The 15516-nt window shown below is 66.8% G+C and carries 15 protein-coding genes; 10 read left to right on the top strand and 5 right to left on the bottom strand.

The window, feature by feature from the left end:
• Positions 1–95 precede the first annotated feature (95 nt).
• The 3 genes from Q0105_RS14620 (at position 96) to Q0105_RS14610 (ending at position 3101) form a co-directional block, all read left to right on the top strand.
• Positions 96–1301, top strand: a complete 1206-nt coding sequence (locus Q0105_RS14620; RefSeq protein ID WP_298212867.1) for a homoserine O-acetyltransferase — start codon at positions 96–98, stop codon at positions 1299–1301.
• Positions 1298–1882 (top strand): methionine biosynthesis protein MetW, encoded by a 585-nt coding sequence (metW, locus tag Q0105_RS14615; RefSeq protein WP_298212866.1) that lies wholly within the window; start codon positions 1298–1300, stop codon positions 1880–1882. The genes Q0105_RS14620 and metW overlap by 4 nt, the downstream gene beginning before the upstream one ends.
• A 76-nt stretch (positions 1883–1958) precedes the next feature.
• A complete protein-coding gene (locus Q0105_RS14610) occupies positions 1959–3101 on the top strand; it encodes a glycerophosphodiester phosphodiesterase (RefSeq protein ID WP_298212865.1) in 1143 nt (380 codons plus the stop codon).
• Here Q0105_RS14610 and Q0105_RS14605 read toward each other — a convergent pair.
• A complete protein-coding gene (locus Q0105_RS14605; RefSeq protein WP_298212864.1) occupies positions 3076–3729 on the bottom strand; it encodes an NAD(P)H-dependent oxidoreductase in 654 nt (217 codons plus the stop codon). The two genes, Q0105_RS14610 and Q0105_RS14605, sit on opposite strands and share 26 nt — an antisense overlap.
• Before the next feature lie 62 nt (positions 3730–3791).
• Positions 3792–4256: a MerR family transcriptional regulator gene (locus Q0105_RS14600; protein ID WP_298212863.1), complete on the bottom strand. Its 465-nt coding sequence runs from the start codon at positions 4254–4256 to the stop codon at positions 3792–3794.
• 191 nt (positions 4257–4447) lie between these two features.
• On the opposite strand from Q0105_RS14600, the gene otnI reads away from it, so the two are divergent.
• From otnI to Q0105_RS14570, 6 genes are all read left to right on the top strand, one after another.
• Positions 4448–5275 carry a 2-oxo-tetronate isomerase gene (otnI, locus tag Q0105_RS14595; protein ID WP_298212862.1) on the top strand — a complete coding sequence of 276 codons (828 nt, stop codon included), beginning with the start codon at positions 4448–4450 and terminating at the stop codon, positions 5273–5275.
• 135 nt (positions 5276–5410) lie between these two features.
• Complete coding sequence (locus tag Q0105_RS14590) at positions 5411–7435, top strand: methyl-accepting chemotaxis protein (RefSeq protein ID WP_298212861.1); 2025 nt, start codon at positions 5411–5413, stop codon at positions 7433–7435.
• A gap of 154 nt (positions 7436–7589) precedes the next feature.
• Positions 7590–8858, top strand: a complete 1269-nt coding sequence (locus tag Q0105_RS14585; RefSeq protein ID WP_298212860.1) for a GGDEF domain-containing protein — start codon at positions 7590–7592, stop codon at positions 8856–8858.
• A 135-nt stretch (positions 8859–8993) separates the two neighbouring features.
• Entirely contained in the window at positions 8994–10484 is a 1491-nt protein-coding gene (locus tag Q0105_RS14580) for a M20 family metallopeptidase (protein WP_298212859.1), read from the top strand.
• 59 nt (positions 10485–10543) lie between these two features.
• Positions 10544–11086 (top strand): TlpA disulfide reductase family protein, encoded by a 543-nt coding sequence (locus Q0105_RS14575; RefSeq protein WP_298212858.1) that lies wholly within the window; start codon positions 10544–10546, stop codon positions 11084–11086.
• A 141-nt stretch (positions 11087–11227) separates the two neighbouring features.
• On the top strand, positions 11228–12100 hold the full coding sequence (locus Q0105_RS14570; protein ID WP_298212857.1) for an alpha/beta hydrolase: 873 nt from the start codon (positions 11228–11230) through the stop codon (positions 12098–12100).
• A 67-nt stretch (positions 12101–12167) separates the two neighbouring features.
• On the opposite strand, the gene Q0105_RS14565 is transcribed toward Q0105_RS14570, so the two are convergent.
• The 3 genes from Q0105_RS14565 to Q0105_RS14555 all read right to left on the bottom strand — a co-directional run bounded on the left by Q0105_RS14565 (position 12168) and on the right by Q0105_RS14555 (position 14160).
• On the bottom strand, positions 12168–12650 hold the full coding sequence (locus Q0105_RS14565; protein ID WP_298212856.1) for a YidB family protein: 483 nt from the start codon (positions 12648–12650) through the stop codon (positions 12168–12170).
• Between the two features lie 134 nt (positions 12651–12784).
• Positions 12785–12970, bottom strand: a complete 186-nt coding sequence (locus tag Q0105_RS14560; RefSeq protein ID WP_298212855.1) for a hypothetical protein — start codon at positions 12968–12970, stop codon at positions 12785–12787.
• Between the two features lie 17 nt (positions 12971–12987).
• The gene (locus Q0105_RS14555) at positions 12988–14160 is read right to left on the bottom strand and encodes an MFS transporter (protein WP_298212854.1); all 1173 of its coding nucleotides are present in this window, start codon (positions 14158–14160) and stop codon (positions 12988–12990) included.
• 242 nt (positions 14161–14402) lie between these two features.
• Here Q0105_RS14555 and Q0105_RS14550 point away from each other — a divergent pair, with 242 nt between their 5' ends.
• Positions 14403–15455: a peptidase U32 family protein gene (locus tag Q0105_RS14550; protein WP_298212853.1), complete on the top strand. Its 1053-nt coding sequence runs from the start codon at positions 14403–14405 to the stop codon at positions 15453–15455.
• The last annotated feature ends 61 nt before the right edge of the window (positions 15456–15516 follow it).

The raw sequence follows: 15516 nt of genomic DNA, 5'->3' as shown, positions 1-15516 counted from the left end.
CGATTTGCCAAAGCTTGCGGGCGCTTTATAAATTCTGCTAAAGACCCGTCCGACATATCTGCCCGGCCTCGTTTTTAGCGACGCCGGGTTTTTTTATGTCGTTCATTGTTACGCCCCAGACCATGCACTTCCCGGAGGCCTTGCCGCTGCAAAGCGGCGCGTCCATCCGCGACTACCACCTGACCTACGAGACCTACGGCACGCTCAATGCCGACCGCTCCAACGCGGTGCTCGTGTGCCATGCCCTGAACGCCTCGCACCATGTGGCGGGTGTCTACGCGGGGCAGGACAAGAGCGAGGGCTGGTGGGACAACATGATCGGGCCGGGCAAGCCCGTGGACACCGACCGCTTCTTCGTCATCGGCGTGAACAACCTGGGCTCGTGTTTTGGCTCCACCGGCCCCATGCACACGCACCCGGACACGGGCCAGGTCTATGGTGCGGACTTTCCCGTGGTCACGGTGGAAGACTGGGTGGACGCCCAGGCCCGGCTGCTCGACCGCCTGGGCATAGGGCAACTGGCCGCCGTGCTGGGCGGCAGCCTGGGCGGCATGCAGGCATTGGGCTGGACGCTGCAATACCCTGAGCGCGTGCGCCACGCCGTGGTGGTGGCCAGCGCGCCCAACCTCACCGCCGAGAACATCGCTTTCAACGAGGTGGCCCGCCGCGCCATCGTGACCGACCCGGACTTCCACGGCGGCCACTTCTACCGCCACGGCGTGGTGCCCAAGCGCGGGTTGCGCATCGCCCGCATGATCGGCCACATCACGTACCTGAGCGACGACGTGATGAACGAGAAGTTTGGACGCAGCTTGCGTGCCCCCACGCTCCCCGCTTCGCGTGGTTTGCTGCCCCCCGAGGGGGCTGGTCCGGCTCGGGGCGGCCCAGCGCCGGATCTCCGCGATTATTTGTACAGCACGCAAGATATTGAGTTCCAGATCGAGAGCTACCTGCGCTACCAGGGCGACAAGTTCAGCGACTACTTCGACGCCAACACCTATTTGCTCATCACCCGCGCGCTCGACTACTTCGACCCCGCCCGCTCCCACGGCGGCAACCTCACCCGCGCGCTGGCGCGCGCGCAGGCCAAATTCTTGCTGGTGAGCTTCACCACCGACTGGCGCTTCTCGCCCCAGCGCAGCCGCGAGATCGTCAAGGCCTTGCTCGACAACCGCCGCAACGTGAGCTACGCCGAAATCGACGCGCCCCATGGGCACGATGCCTTTTTGCTTGATGACGCACGTTATATGAGCGTGATGCGCTCATATTTTGATAGCATTTCTAAAGAGGTGCAGCCATGACCGACAAAGCCGCCATGAAAGCGCTGGCGCGCCTGGTGCCCGAAGGCAGCCGCGTGCTCGACCTGGGCTGCGGCGACGGCGCCATGCTCGACTACCTGCAGCGCGAGCGCGGCTGCAGTGGCTACGGCGTGGAGATCGCCGACGCCAACGTGCTCGCCTGCGTGCAGCGTGGCGTGGATGTGATCCAGCTCAACCTGGACGAAGGGCTGGCCATGTTCGACGACAACACCTTCGACGTGGTGCTGCAGATCGACACGCTGCAGCACCTGCGCAACGCCGAGGTCATGCTGCGCGAGACGGCCCGTGTGGGCCGCACCGGCGTGGTCGCCTTCCCCAACTTCGCGCACTGGCCCAACCGCCTGTCCATCCTGCGCGGGCGCATGCCCGTCACGCGCCGCCTGCCCTATCAGTGGTACGACACGCCCAACATCCGCGTGGGCACCTACAAGGACTTCGAGGTGCTGGCCACCAAGAACAGCCTGCGCATCCTGGAGTCGTTCGGATTGCAAGAAGGACAAGAGGTGCGCTGGTTGCCCAACGCGCGCGCGGGCACGGCCGTCTTCCACTTCGAACACGCCTAGCACGCTCGCCCGCCTGCACGACACGCGGCTGTCAAGCGCATCGGCTAAGGTGCGGGCTCCATCCAAGGAGACCCGCATGAAACGCATTGCACTGCGCGCCGTGATTGCCGCCGCGCTGCTCACCACCTGGGCGCTGGGCGCCGCCGCGCAGCAGGCCTGGCCGCCCACCCCCACCGTCATTGCCCACCGGGGCGCTTCGGCCCTTCGGCCCGAGCACACGCTGGCCGCGTACCAAAAGGCCATCGACGACGGCGCCGACATCATCGAGCCCGACCTGGTGATCACCAAGGATGGCGTGCTGGTGGCCCGGCATGAGAACGCCATTGCCATTCTCAATGCCGATGGCTCTGTGAAAGAAGCCACCACCGATGTGGTGGACCGCCCCGAATTTGCCGCGCGCAAGGCCACCAAGACCATCGACGGCAAAGCCCTCACCGGCTGGTTCGCCGAGGACTTCACGCTCGCCGAGCTCAAAACCCTGCGCGCCCGTGAGCGCATCCCCGCACAGCGCCCGGCCAACGTGGCCTACAACGGCCAGTTCGAGGTGCCCACGCTGCAAGAGGTGATCGACCTGGCCAAGGCGGCGACGGCCAAAACCGGCCGCGTGGTCGGCATCTACCCCGAAACCAAACACCCCAGCTACTTCCAGTCCATCGGCCTGCCGCTGGAGGCGCCGCTGCTGGCCGTGCTGGAGAAAAACGGCTGGAACCACAAAGGCGCCCCCGTGTTCGTGCAGTCCTTCGAGGTGGCCAACCTGCAGGCCATCCGCAAACAAAGCAGCGTGCGCCTGGTGCAACTGGTCGCGCCATCGGGTCGGCCGTATGACTTCGTGGCCCAGGGCGCGGCCAATGTGCGCAGTTATGCCGACCTGATCACGCCCGAGGGGCTGCAACAGGTGGCGGCGTATGCCAACGCCATCGGCCCGTTCAAAACCCTGGTGGTGCCGGTGAAGGACGGCGAGCTCGGCGAGCCGACAGGGCTGGTGGAGCGCGCCCGCGCCGCTGGCCTGGCCGTGCACATCTGGACGCTGCGGCCCGAGAACGCCTTTTTGCCTGCGGGCCTCAAGAAGGCACCCACCAGCGACGCCACCCAGCGTGGCGACAGCGTGGCCGAGATCACGGCCTACCTGCGCGCGGGCGTCGATGGCTTTTTCACCGACGACCCGGCCGTGGGCCGCGCGGCGGTGTTGGCCTTCACGTCGTCGTTGCCGAAGAAGTAGCCGAGGGCGACACCTTGGGCCGCCCGCTGCGGCCCGGTGGCGCGCGCCGGGCCTGCCGGGCCCCCAACTGGCGTGCAGCGCCCACCCATTGCACCAGCCGCTCGGTGCTGGTGCTGCGCACCGGGCCAAAGCTGTGCGTGCGCACGGGCCGGACGCCGCAGAACTCCAGGATGGCTTTTTTCATCTGGTGGTGGCCCGGCATGCGCGTGACCCAGCGGAAGTACCAAGGCGGCGAGTCCATGCTGACCAGCAGCTCGGCCGACCGCCCGGCCAACAGCTTGTCCCACATCGACGAACCCTGGCGATACTTGAACGCATAGCCCGGCAGGAACACGCGGTCGATAAAACCCTTGAGCAGCGCGGGCATGGCGCCCCACCAGATGGGGTACACCCACACCAGATGGTCGGCCCAGCTGATGTCAGCCTGCGCGGCCACCAGGTCGGGCTCCAGCGGCTGCGCTGCGCCATAGCCCTGGAGCAGCGGGTTGAACGCGAGCTGCCCCAGGTCCAAAACCCGCACCTCGGCGCCCGCATGGCGCGCGCCCTCGGCATACGCGTGCGCCATGCCAGCACACAGGCTGTCGGCGGCAGGATGGCCCAGGATCACCAGAATGTGTTGTTTTGCCACGGAATCTCCATCACACAGAAGTTGTTGATGGCGCCATGCTCACCTTGCCCCACGGGGCAGAGTCAAGTGATCAGGTCCAAAGATGCCGATGGGGGTGCCGAACGCCGTGTGGAATGCGGGGACAGCGGCTTTGCCGCCAACCCGCTGGGCGCGGCGCAGGCCTGGGGTGTGACGGGCACGGCCAGCGAGTCGCAGGTGTGCAGCTCGGCCTCCAGCACGGCCAGTTGGGCGTCCAGTGCCGCCAGGCGCGCCAGCTCTTGCGCCACGGCGGCGCGGCGCTGGGCAACCAGCTGGGCCATGCGCTCCCAACCAGCGGTGGTGTCGATGTGGGGCAGGCCATCCAGGTCCGCAAGCCGAAAGCCCAGCGCCTGGGCCTGGCGGATCAGCAACACACGCGCCACGTCGGTCTCGCCGTAGTGGCGGTAGCTGCCTGCGCGCGCCACGGTGCCCATCAGGCCGCGCGCTTCATATAGGCGGATGGCCTTGGGTGTGGTGCCCGTGTGGTGGGCGAGTTCTCCGATGCGCATGGACAGTCCTGCTCAGGGGGTGTGTTTGCTATAAAAACAGAAGCTGCTTGCGCTTATCCATCAAGCGCTGGAGGCCAATTTTGCCTAAATCTTCTGCAAAAGCGCGCGACGGCCCCGTGCCGCGCAGGATAAGCTGCTGTGTTCATTTTTTGTGCGACCTCCCTGGCCCACCCTTTCTGCCCCTGCCCGCCATGCCCCAGTTTGCCGCCAACCTGAGCCTGATGTACACCGAGCTGCCCTTTCTGGATCGCTTTGCCGCCGCCGCGCGCGACCGGTTCACGGCGGTGGAGTTTCAGTTTCCCTATGCCTTCGCGCCCACCGAGGTGGCTGCGCGGCTGGCCGACAACGGCTTGCAGCTGGTGCTATTCAATGCCCCGCCCGGCGGCGCCGACAGCGCCAGCATGGCCACGGCCTGGGAACAAGGCGAGCGCGGCACGGCGGCGCTGCCGGGGCGCGGGGCGGAGTTCCGCGCAGGGGTGCAAGAGGCTTTGCGCTATGCCGAAGTGCTGAACTGCCCGCGCATCCACGTGCTGTCGGGCATTGTGCCGCCCGGTGTGGAGCGCGAATCGCTCAAGGGCCTGTGTGTGGACAACCTGTGCTGGGCGGCCGAGCAGGCCGCGCGCGCGGGCCGTGAGATCCTCATCGAACCCATCAATCTGCGCGACATGCCGCGCTATTTTTTGAACCGGCAAGACCATGCCCACGAGCTGCTCGATGCCGCGCAGGTGGGCAACCTCAAGGTGATGATGGACCTGTACCACTGCCAGATCGTGGAGGGCGACGTGGCCACCAAGCTGCGCAACTACCTGCCCACTGGCCGCATCTCGCACATCCAGATCGCAGGCGTGCCCGGCCGGCATGAGCCCGACCGGGGCGAGTTGTACTACCCCTACCTGTTTGACACCATCGATGCGCTGGGCTATGCGGGTTGGGTGGGCTGCGAATACCGGCCTGCCGAGGGCACCTCACAGGGACTGGGGTGGCGTGACAGGGCGTTGGCAATACCGTCTCACGCGTGACACAGCGTTGATTTGCCGCAACAGTACGCGTGATTGCGTAAGGGAATGCGTGAACCCATGCCATAGGACTCCGGACGTAGAGTGATTGCCGACCGGCGCTACCGGTTGGCTTTTCACTTTCAGGAGATATTTCGCATGGCTGCATCCCCCGCCAACAACCGTTCCGTCGCACGCCAGGTCACGCTGATGGCCATTGCGCTGGTGGCCCTGGTGCTGGTGCTGGTGGGCTTGGCGATCTCCGTTTTGACCGAGCGCAGCACGCGCGCGCAGGTCACGGCCAGCGTGGGCGACACGGCCCAGAGCGTGGCCCATTCGCTCGATGCGGCCGACAACACCAACCGCGAGCTGGTACACCTCACCATGCGGGGTTTTCAGCGCTATTTCGAGGGCACGATGCAGCTCGACGAAGCCTCGGGCGAGCTGCGCAGCTACGGCGCGCTGGTCAACGAGGACTATGGCTCGGTGGACAAGTTCGCCACCGAAACCGGCGGCATCGCCACCGTGTTCGCGCGCAAGGGCGACGACTTCATGCGCGTGACCACCTCGATCAAGAACGACAAGGGCGAGCGCCAGCAAGGCACGGTGCTCGACCGCAAAGACCCGGCCTACGCGGCGGTGATCAAGGGCGAACCCTTCACGGGCCTGGTCACCGTGGGCGGCAAGTCCTACATGGGCTACTACCTGCCCACCAAGGACGGCGCGGGCAAGGTGATTGCGCTGCTGTTCATCGGCAACGACATCACCGTGTTCCACACCATGCTGGCCAAGCAGGTGGCGCAGACCAAGTTCTTCGAGCACGGCGGCACCTACGTGATCTACCCTGGCGCTTCGGTGGATCAGGCGACGTTTGTGTACCACCCCACTGCCAGCGGCAAGCGCGTGCTGGAGGCCTACCCCGAGGTCCGCCCGTTCCTGGAGGCGCTGGCCGAGTCCAAGGATGGTTACGTGCGCGAGGCCGCGTCCGTGCTGGGCGCGGGCGCGCAAGACCCCTGGGCGCTGATGCGCAAGACCAGCCGTGGCTGGTGGGTGGTGGCCGAGGTGTCCGATGGCGAAGCCATGGTCAGCCAGGGCCGCATCACCGTTGCGGTGTGGAGCCTGATGGCCGTGGCCGTGGCGCTGCTGGCCATCGGCCTGTTCCTCATGCTGCGCCGGGGCGTGAGCCGCCCGCTGAAAGACCTCACCCAGGCCATCACGCTGGTGGCGCAGGGTGACCTGACCGAGGCGTTCCGCACCACGCGGCGCGACGAAATCGGCGCGCTGGTGCAAGAGGTCGAAGGCATGCGCCAGCGCTACACGCAGATGCTGCAGCAGGTGCGCACGGCGGTGGACAGCATCACCACCGCCAGCGCCGAGATCGCCAGCGGCAACCAGGATTTGTCGGCCCGCACCGAGGCCACGGCCAGCAGCCTGGCCCAGACGGCGCAGAGCATGGACCAGCTGACCGCCACCGTGCGCCAGTCGGCCGACGCCGCGCGCCAGGCCAACCACCTCGCCAGCACCGCCGCCGAGGTGGCTGCGCGCGGCGGCCAGGTGGTGGGCGAGGTCGTCACCACCATGGGTGACATCAACCAAAGCTCACGCAAGATCGCCGACATCATCGGCGTGATCGACTCCATTGCATTCCAGACCAACATCCTGGCCCTGAACGCTGCCGTCGAAGCGGCCCGTGCAGGCGAGCAGGGCCGGGGCTTTGCCGTGGTGGCCAGCGAGGTGCGCAACCTGGCCGGGCGCAGCGCTGAGGCCGCGCGCGAGATCAAGGCGCTCATCGGCGCATCGGTGGAGCGGGTGGAATCCGGTGCGCGCCTGGTGCAGAACGCGGGCAGCACCATGGACGAGATCGTGGGCTCGGTCAAACGTGTGGGCGACATCATCGGCGAGATCACGGCGGCATCGGGCGAGCAGTCCGACGGCATCGGCCAGGTCAACACCGCCGTGAACCAGCTCGACCAGATGACCCAGCAAAACGCCGCGCTGGTGGAGGAATCCGCCGCCGCCGCTCAGAGCCTGCGCGAGCAGGCCACGCGCCTGGCCGGTGCAGTGCAGGTGTTCAAGCTGCTGCCCGGCGATGGCGACGAACACCACGGGGGCATGTCGGCCCTGCCAGCCCCCGACAACGCGGCGCCCAGCCCCGGCGAGCGTGAACCCACGCGCCTGCGCTGACAGAAAGCGCCACATAAGCGCCCGCCGTGGCCTGCTCGCCATGATGCCTCTGTGTATCGTGTTGGCACATCGGCGTTTCGCACGGCGCCGTCCTTGGTTTATGCTGGGCTGACCCACCACCCCGCACAGGCCCACGCACAGGCTTTCACACGCCATGGCAGCCGATGTTCCGACCATGCTGGCAATGATCATTGTCAGCTCGCTCATGATGGCCGTCTCCATGGCCGTTGTGGGCTGGGGGCGCCAGCGCGATGGCCTGGCGCGCTGGGCGATGGCCTTGTTGCTCAACGCCATTGGGCACCTCCTGATCATGCTGCGCGGCGTGGTGCCGGATGTGCTTTCGATCGTGGTGGGCAACGTCCTGCTGTCCTGCGTGTTTGTCGGGATGATCGCGGCGATCCACCAGTTTCAGGGGCGCTCCGTGCGCTGGCCGTTGCTGCTGGCGCCGCCCGTGCTGGTTTTGGGCTTTGTGGTGATGTTCATCGACAACTTTGCGGCGCGCGTAAGCGTTGTTGCACTGGTGATCGGCCTGCAGGCCGTGTGGACCTTGGCCACGGCCCTGGAGAGCCGCCATGCCACCGCCGGGCGCGGGCAATGGTTGCTGGTGGCGGGCTTGGGGCTAGAGGCCGTCGTATTGAGCATCCGCGCGCTGCTGGCCCTGGGCGGCAGCGCCATCGCTAGCGGCATCCTGCAGGCCAGCCCGCTGCAGACGCTCACCTTCTTCGCCACGTTTTCGGTGGTGCTCATCAGCTCCATGGGCTTTGTGTTCATGGCGCGCGACCGCGCCGACGAAAGCAACCGCATCATGGCCGCTGTCGATTCGCTCACAGGCGTTGCCAACCGCCGCTCGCTCATCGCCGCGCTCGACCGCGATGTCTCGCGCGCCGTGCGCATGCGCGAGTCGATCGCGCTCATGATGGTGGACATTGACCACTTCAAGCGCGTGAACGACCGCTACGGCCACCCGGTGGGCGACCAGGTGCTGTGCAGCGTGGTGAACGTGCTGCGTGCGCGGGTGCGGGCGCAGGACCTGGTGGGCCGCTACGGGGGTGAGGAGTTCATGGTGGTGCTGCCCGACACCACGCTGCAGGGGGCGGAGCAACTGGCGCGCACGCTGTGCCGGGCTGTGGCCGAATCACCCTGCCGCGTCGGCGCGGTGGAGGGTGTGGAGGCCGGTGCGCAAACCCGTGCCGAATCCGATGGCGACACGAGCATCGCCGTCACCGTGAGCATTGGCGTGTTCGGCGGCCGCCTGGAGTCCGGCGATAGCTGGGACATGCTCATCGCCGCCGCCGACCGCGCGCTCTACGAGGCCAAGGAAAACGGGCGCAACCGGGTGGAGGTGGCCACGGCCCTGCGCCGCCCTGCCGCCCAGAGTGCGGCGCTGGACGACCCCAACACCCATCCCACATCGCGGTATTGAGCAAGCGCTGGGTACCCCGCCAGTGGGCGGTGCCATGGCAGGGGTTTGTTCGAACCCTCCATGGCGGGCGTGCGAGCCTTGTGTTGGAATGCTGGTTTTGGTCCACGAGATCGCCCGTTTTCAGGAGAGCCGCTTATGAACGCCCGAGTCCCCGCCCACGCCCTGCAACCCGCCCTGGCCCTCGAAAGGGTCAGCCAGGCGTGGGACAACGACATCGTTCGCCAGCTCACCGACTACATCGCCATCCCCGCCAAATCGCCCATGTTCGCGGCAGACTGGGCCGAGCAGGGCCTGCTCGACACCGTGGTGCGCAATGCCGCAGCCTGGGTGGAGTCGCAGAAGGTCGAAGGCCTCACGCTCGACATTGTGCGCCTTGAAGGCCGCACCCCCGTGCTGTTCTTCGAAATCGCCGCCACCCAGGCCGGTGCCACCGACACCGTGCTGATGTACGGCCACCTCGACAAGCAGCCCGAGTTCTCCGGCTGGCGCAACGACCTCGGCCCCTGGACGCCCAAGTACGAAGACGGCAAGCTCTACGGCCGCGGCGGCGCCGACGACGGCTACGCGGTCTACGCCAGCATCGCCGCCGTGCAGGAGCTGAAACGCCAGAACGTGCCCCACCCGCGCATCGTGGGTCTGATCGAGACCTGCGAAGAAAGCGGCTCGCGCGACCTGCTGCCCTACATCGAGGCCCTGAAGCCCCGCATGGGCAACGTGGCGCTGGTGGTGTGCCTGGATTCGGGCGCGGGCAACTATGACCAGCTCTGGCTTACCACCAGCCTGCGCGGCATGGCCACGGGCACGCTCAAGGTCGAGATCTTGACCGAAGGCATCCACTCGGGCGACGCCTCGGGCCTGGTGCCTTCGTCGTTCCGCATCATGCGCCAGGTGCTGGATCGCCTGGAGGACAGCGCCACCGGCCGCCTGCTGCCTGCCAGCTTCCACTGCGAAGTGCCCGCCGACCGCCTGGCCCAGGCCCGTGCCACGGCCGCCATCCTGGGCGACGAGGTGTACAAGCGCTTCCCCTGGGCGCACTACGACTGCGGTGGCGCCACCACCTTTGCATTGCCCACCACCACCGACCCGGTGCAGGCGCTGCTCAAGCGCACCTGGGAGCCAACGCTCTCCGTCACCGGTGCCGAAGGCTTCCCGGCGCTGCAGGACGCGGGCAACGTGCTGCGCCCCTACACCGCCTTCAAGCTCAGCCTGCGCCTGCCGCCCCTGGTGGATGCCGCCCAGGCCGTGCAGGAGCTCAAAGCGCTGCTCGAAGACAACGCACCCTACCAGGCCAAGGTCACCTTCCAGGGCACGAGCGGCGCCACGGGCTGGAACGCGCCCAGCACCACGCCCTGGTTCGAGCAGGCGCTCAACGCGGCATCAGAGGCCCACTTCGGTGCGCCCTGTGGCTACATCGGCCAGGGCGGCACCATTCCGCTCATGAACATGCTCAGCGAAGGTTTCCCTACCGCGCAGATGATGGTCTGCGGCGTGCTGGGCCCCAAGAGCAACGCACACGGCCCCAACGAGTTTTTGCACGTGCCCTATGCCAAAAAACTCACCGCAGCCGTGGCGCAGGTGATTGCAGGCATGGCACAAAAACCCGTGGAGTCGGCCATAGCGGAATGAGGCGCTTGCCAACTTTTCGGCCCTTTCTTTTTTGACCCTTCGAGCAGACCAAAACAATGATGGACAAACGCGGATTCCTGCAGGCCTGTGCGGCCACCACCCTGGGCGCGGTGGCCAGCCATTTGGCGCATGCCCAGGCGCCCGTTTCTGCTGCTGCGGCTGCAGCGGCGGTGGTGGGCCCACGCCACACGCTGTCGGGCACCAACAGTGAGGGCAAGCCCGTCGCCCTGGCGGACTTTTCGGGCAAGGTGTGCCTCGTAAGTTTCTTTACGGCAGGCTGCGCCCTGTGCACCAACGAGCTCAGGCTGATGCGCGAGTTCTATGCCGCCAACCGCCAGCGCGACTTTGTGCTGCTGGGTGTGAACATGGACGAAAAGAATGCGGACTTCATGCAGTACATCGAACTGCTCAAAGTGTCTGTGCCCGCAGAGCAGCGTTTTCCTATTGCCTGGCGCAATGCCGGCGGGCACCAGGACAGCTTTGGCGCCATCACCCGCCGCCCCACCCACTACGTGCTCAACCGCCAGCACCAGCAGGTGCTGCGGCGTGAGGGCAACTTCCAGCCTGCTGATTGGGACGACCTCTGGGCTTCGCTTGCGTAAGTTGTGCGAGGCGGCACCTTGCCGGTGGCCTGCCATGCGGCCCCAGCGGCAGTCCGTTGATAGAGCTTGGCCATTGAGTGCATTGAGAGTCAGGGCGCGCGGGGTATGCTGCCCCACCATGTGTTGAACACCCTGCCTGTCATGATTTCAGATGAACTGACCCCTTCGACCCTGACCTCCTTCACCGCCAGCGACGGCGAGAACCTGGCCGTGCAGGATTGGCCCTCGCCCGAGGGCGAGCCTTGCCGGGGCACCGTGTTGCTGGCGCATGGCCTGGGCGAGCATGTGGGCCGCTACGGCCCCGTGGCGCGGCGGCTGAACGACTGGGGTTTTGCAGTGCGCGGCTACGACCACTACGGCCACGGCGAATCGTCCGGGCCGCGTGGCGGGCTCACCAGCGACTTGCGCCTGCTGGACGACCTGGCCGATGTGGTGGACGCCACCCGCGCCCGCATGCCCGCAGGCCAGCCGTTGGTGCTGCTGGGCCACAGCATGGGTGGGCTGATTGCCGCACGGTTTGTGGCCATGAATCTGCGGCCGGTGGATGCGCTGGTGCTCTCATCCCCCGCGCTCGACCCTGGGCTGAGCGCCGTGCAAAAGCTGCTGGTGGCCACGCTGCCGCGCCTGGCTCCCAACCTGCGCGTGGGCAACGGGCTCGACGCCCAGTACCTCTCGCACGACCCGGCCGTGCCTGCCGCCTATCTGGCCGATCCGCTGTGCCACGACCGTATCAGCGCCCGCCTGGCCCGCTTCATTGCCGAAGGCGGCCCGGCCACCGTGGCCCGCGCCGCGCGTTGGAGCGTGCCCACGCTGCTGCTCTGGGCAGGCAGCGACAAGCTGGTCAACCCCGCTGGCAGCCGCGCCTTTGCCAGCGCCGCACCCAAGGCGGTGGTGCAGTCGCATTGTTTCGAACCCCTGTACCACGAGCTGTTCAACGAAAGCCCGGAACTCGCCGAGCCGGTGTTCGATATGCTGCGCCAGTGGCTACAGCAGCGCTGCCCGGTGGTGGGGTAGCGCGCCTTGTCTTCAAAAATTTGAAGAAAATGGCTGCTAGCGCTTATTCATCAAGCGCTAGCAGCTATCATTTTTGAAGCAATCCGCCCAACATTCCGAACAGGTCATTGGCATCGCCAAACCCGCCCTGTGGAGCCTGGCCTTGGGGGCTGAGCTGGTCCACCAGGCCCGGCAGCACCTGGGCAAGCTGGCCTGCGGCGGCGTGAGAGCCCATGCCCAGCTGCGCGGCGATCTGTGACAGCGGGCCGTTGCCCAGCACCTGGGTGAGCTGCTCGCCCGAGATCGCATGGTTGGGGCCAGAGCCCAGCCACGAGGCCAGCACATTGCCCATGCCCGCCTGCTGGAACTTGGCCATCAGGCCAGGCAGTCCGCCCACCGGGCCATCGTTGCTGATCAGGGACATCACCGCCTGGATGAGCTGCGGGTTCTGCGCAGCCATGCTGAGCAGGCCGCCCAGCCCACCTGCGGCATCGCCATTGGCCTGCGCGTGTGCGCCGCCCTGCGACGCATTGTTGATGACGGCACCGAGAACGGAATCGAGCAAACCCATGGTGATCTCCTGGAGAAAAGATAAAAAACGGCCAAATGCCGCACCAGGCCAAGGGGGGCCCGCTACCTGCGATGGTACGCAGGCAGATGCCTAACACTGTGTTAACAATCGTGAATTCTTTGACCTTGACAGGGTCACTTCCCGGGTGTTGGCCGCTTCTCCAGCAGGGGCTCGCTCACGCCCTGAACACCCACCAGGCCCAGCACCGTCTTGCGGCCAAACGTGGTGTTGGCGCGCACGGCGGTGTCGATGTCCGACAGCACCTGCTTTTCGGTGGCCAGCAGCGGGGCCACTTCGTCAGAGCGGATGTTCACCGTCATGCGCCTGTGGTGCCGCACTACTTCACGCGCCGCTGGGCCGCCAGCCACGCCAGCGCCAGGCCCGTGACCACGATGGGCACCAGCGAGCCCGCGTTCAGCAGCGTCCAGCCCTGCGTAGTGACCAGCACGCCCGATGAAAACGCGCTCAGCGCCAGCGTGGCGTACACGCAGAAGTTGATGGCCGCCTGGGCGCGGTCTTTTTCCTCGGGCCGGTAGGCTGTCATGGCCAGCGTGGTGGAGCCGGTGAACAGAAAATTCCAGCCCACGCCCAGCAGGAACAGCGCCACGCCGAAGTGGTGCAGCTCCACGCCCATGAGCGCCACGGCCACGCAGGCGAAGTTGAGCAGCACGCCCGTGCCCATGATGGGCAGCACCCCAAAACGTTTGATGAGGTGGCCGGTGAAGAAGCCGGGCGCGAACATGCCGATCACATGCCACTCCAGCACCAGCGCCGAGGCGTCGAACGCAAAGCCGCACACCTGCATGGCCAGCGGCGTGGCGGCCATCAGCAGGTTCATCACGCCATAACCCAGCGCGGCGCCCACGATGGCCACGGCGAAGGCGGGCTGGCGCATCAGCACGCCCAGGGGCCGCCCCTGCTCGCGCTGCCCGGCTGCGTTGAGCACCACGGGTTGCGCGGTAAAGCGGATCATCGACATGCACACCATGGACAGCAGCGCCACGCCGATCAGCGCGATGTAGGCCCCTGCAAACGGCACCGGGAACAGCGTGCGTGTGGCGCTGGCGAGGTTGGGGCCCGCCACGGCGCCCAGCAGGCCACCGGCCAGTACCAGCGACACGGCCTTTTCGCGGTAGTCCGGCGTGGTCAGCTCGGCGGCGGCAAAGCGGTACAGGCCGCCGTTGGCGCTGTAGTAGCCCGCCACCACCGTGGCCGTGCACAGCAACCAGAAGTTGGCGCTGAACGCGGCCCAGGCGCACAGCGCGGCCGACGCCGCCGCCACGGCCAGCCCGATCTGGAACGACACCTTGCGCCCCCAGCGCATCTGCGTGTGTGCCACCAGCGGGGTAGACAACGCCCCGCCCACCACATAGCCCATCACCGGCAGCGTGGCCATCCAGCCAAAAGGCGCCAGCTGCAGGCCCACCAGGCCGTTGATGGCGATGAAGACCACGTTGTTGGTGAGAAAAAGGCCTTGGCACAGGGCCAGCAACCACAGGTTTTTATTCACGGTAGGCGGCGCTCTGGGAGGTTGGAAGAGAGGGTGGGTGAAGTGGTGGGAGGAATGGACGCAAGTCAAGGCCGGGTAGCCCAGTGGTGCACCGCAGGAGCGGGTCACATCAAAGCCTGACTGCTTTGCTACACCATTGTGCACCGCCGTTGATGAAGATCAGCGGATGCACGGCGCAGCCCCCGTATGGTGGCGCCCAGTGCTGTGGCTCCCCACCGGGGTCAGCGTTTGAATTGTCTGTGATGGAACCCCTGAACCCCCTGGAGGCCGCGCCGCCCGTGGCCGCCGCGCCGGCCCTTGAACTCGTCTGCCCGGCGGGCAGCCTGCCCGCCTTGAAATCGGCGGTGGACCACGGCGCCAACTGTGTTTATCTGGGCCTGCGCGACGCCACCAATGCGCGCAATTTCGCGGGCCTCAATTTCGATGAGGCGGCCATCGCCAGCGGCATTGCCCACGCGCATGCGCGCGGCTGCAAGGTGTTCATGGCGCTCAACACCTACCCGCAGGCATCCAACCCTGGCCCCTGGCGCAGCGCGCTGGACAAGGCGGTGGACCTGGGCGTGGATGCCGTCATCCTGGCCGACCCCGGCCTCATGCAATACGCGGTGCAGCAGCACCCCCGGCTGCGGCTGCACTTGTCGGTGCAGGGCTCGGCCACCAATTACGAGGCCATCAACTTCTACCGCGAGCAGTTCGGCATCGTGCGCGCCGTGCTGCCGCGCGTGCTGTCGCTGGAGCAGGTGCGCCAGGTCATCGACCGCACGCCGGTGGAGATCGAGGTGTTCGGCTTTGGCAGCCTGTGCGTGATGGTCGAGGGGCGCTGCGCGCTGTCGTCGTACGTGACGGGTGAATCGCCCAACACCCACGGCGTGTGTTCGCCCCCGAAGGCCGTGCGCTGGCAGGAGACGCCCAAGGGCCTGGAGTCGCGCCTGAACGGCATCCTCATCGACCGCTACGCCCCCGGCGAGAACGCGGGCTACCCCACGCTGTGCAAGGGCCGCTTCGACGTGGGTGACGACGAGAACTACTACGCCATCGAGGAGCCCACCAGCCTCAACACGCTGGAGCTGCTGCCCCAGCTACTCAAGATGGGTGTGCGCGCCATCAAGATCGAAGGCCGCCAGCGCAGCCCCGCCTACGTGGCCCAGGTCACGCAGGTCTGGCGCGAGGCCATCGACCAATGCCTGGCCAGCCCCCACCGCTACGCCCCCAAGACCACATGGATGGCCAGCCTGGACCAGGTGGCCGAAGGCCAGCAGCACACGCTGGGCGCCTATCACCGGCCCTGGAAATGAGGAACAACCCACCTGAGGCGCTGCGCGGCGGTCGCTGGCCTGGGCCGCGCCAGTTCTAAGC

The sequence above is a fragment of the Acidovorax sp. genome, assembly GCF_027492855.1.
GTDB lineage: Bacteria > Pseudomonadota > Gammaproteobacteria > Burkholderiales > Burkholderiaceae_C > Acidovorax.
This window is presented reverse-complemented; position numbering and strand designations above follow the sequence as displayed.

Bases quoted from the DNA above. Each gene is read 5' to 3' on its own strand.
- Q0105_RS14620 (WP_298212867.1), top strand. From the start codon at position 96: ATGTCGTTCATTGTTACGCCCCAGACCATGCACTTCCCGGAGGCCTTG.
- metW (WP_298212866.1), top strand. From the start codon at position 1,298: ATGACCGACAAAGCCGCCATGAAAGCGCTGGCGCGCCTGGTGCCCGAA.
- Q0105_RS14610 (WP_298212865.1), top strand. From the start codon at position 1,959: ATGAAACGCATTGCACTGCGCGCCGTGATTGCCGCCGCGCTGCTCACC.
- Q0105_RS14600 (WP_298212863.1), bottom strand. From the start codon at position 4,256: ATGCGCATCGGAGAACTCGCCCACCACACGGGCACCACACCCAAGGCC.
- otnI (WP_298212862.1), top strand. From the start codon at position 4,448: ATGCCCCAGTTTGCCGCCAACCTGAGCCTGATGTACACCGAGCTGCCC.
- Q0105_RS14590 (WP_298212861.1), top strand. From the start codon at position 5,411: ATGGCTGCATCCCCCGCCAACAACCGTTCCGTCGCACGCCAGGTCACG.
- Q0105_RS14585 (WP_298212860.1), top strand. From the start codon at position 7,590: ATGGCAGCCGATGTTCCGACCATGCTGGCAATGATCATTGTCAGCTCG.
- Q0105_RS14580 (WP_298212859.1), top strand. From the start codon at position 8,994: ATGAACGCCCGAGTCCCCGCCCACGCCCTGCAACCCGCCCTGGCCCTC.
- Q0105_RS14575 (WP_298212858.1), top strand. From the start codon at position 10,544: ATGGACAAACGCGGATTCCTGCAGGCCTGTGCGGCCACCACCCTGGGC.
- Q0105_RS14570 (WP_298212857.1), top strand. From the start codon at position 11,228: ATGATTTCAGATGAACTGACCCCTTCGACCCTGACCTCCTTCACCGCC.
- Q0105_RS14565 (WP_298212856.1), bottom strand. From the start codon at position 12,650: ATGGGTTTGCTCGATTCCGTTCTCGGTGCCGTCATCAACAATGCGTCG.
- Q0105_RS14560 (WP_298212855.1), bottom strand. From the start codon at position 12,970: ATGACGGTGAACATCCGCTCTGACGAAGTGGCCCCGCTGCTGGCCACC.
- Q0105_RS14550 (WP_298212853.1), top strand. From the start codon at position 14,403: ATGGAACCCCTGAACCCCCTGGAGGCCGCGCCGCCCGTGGCCGCCGCG.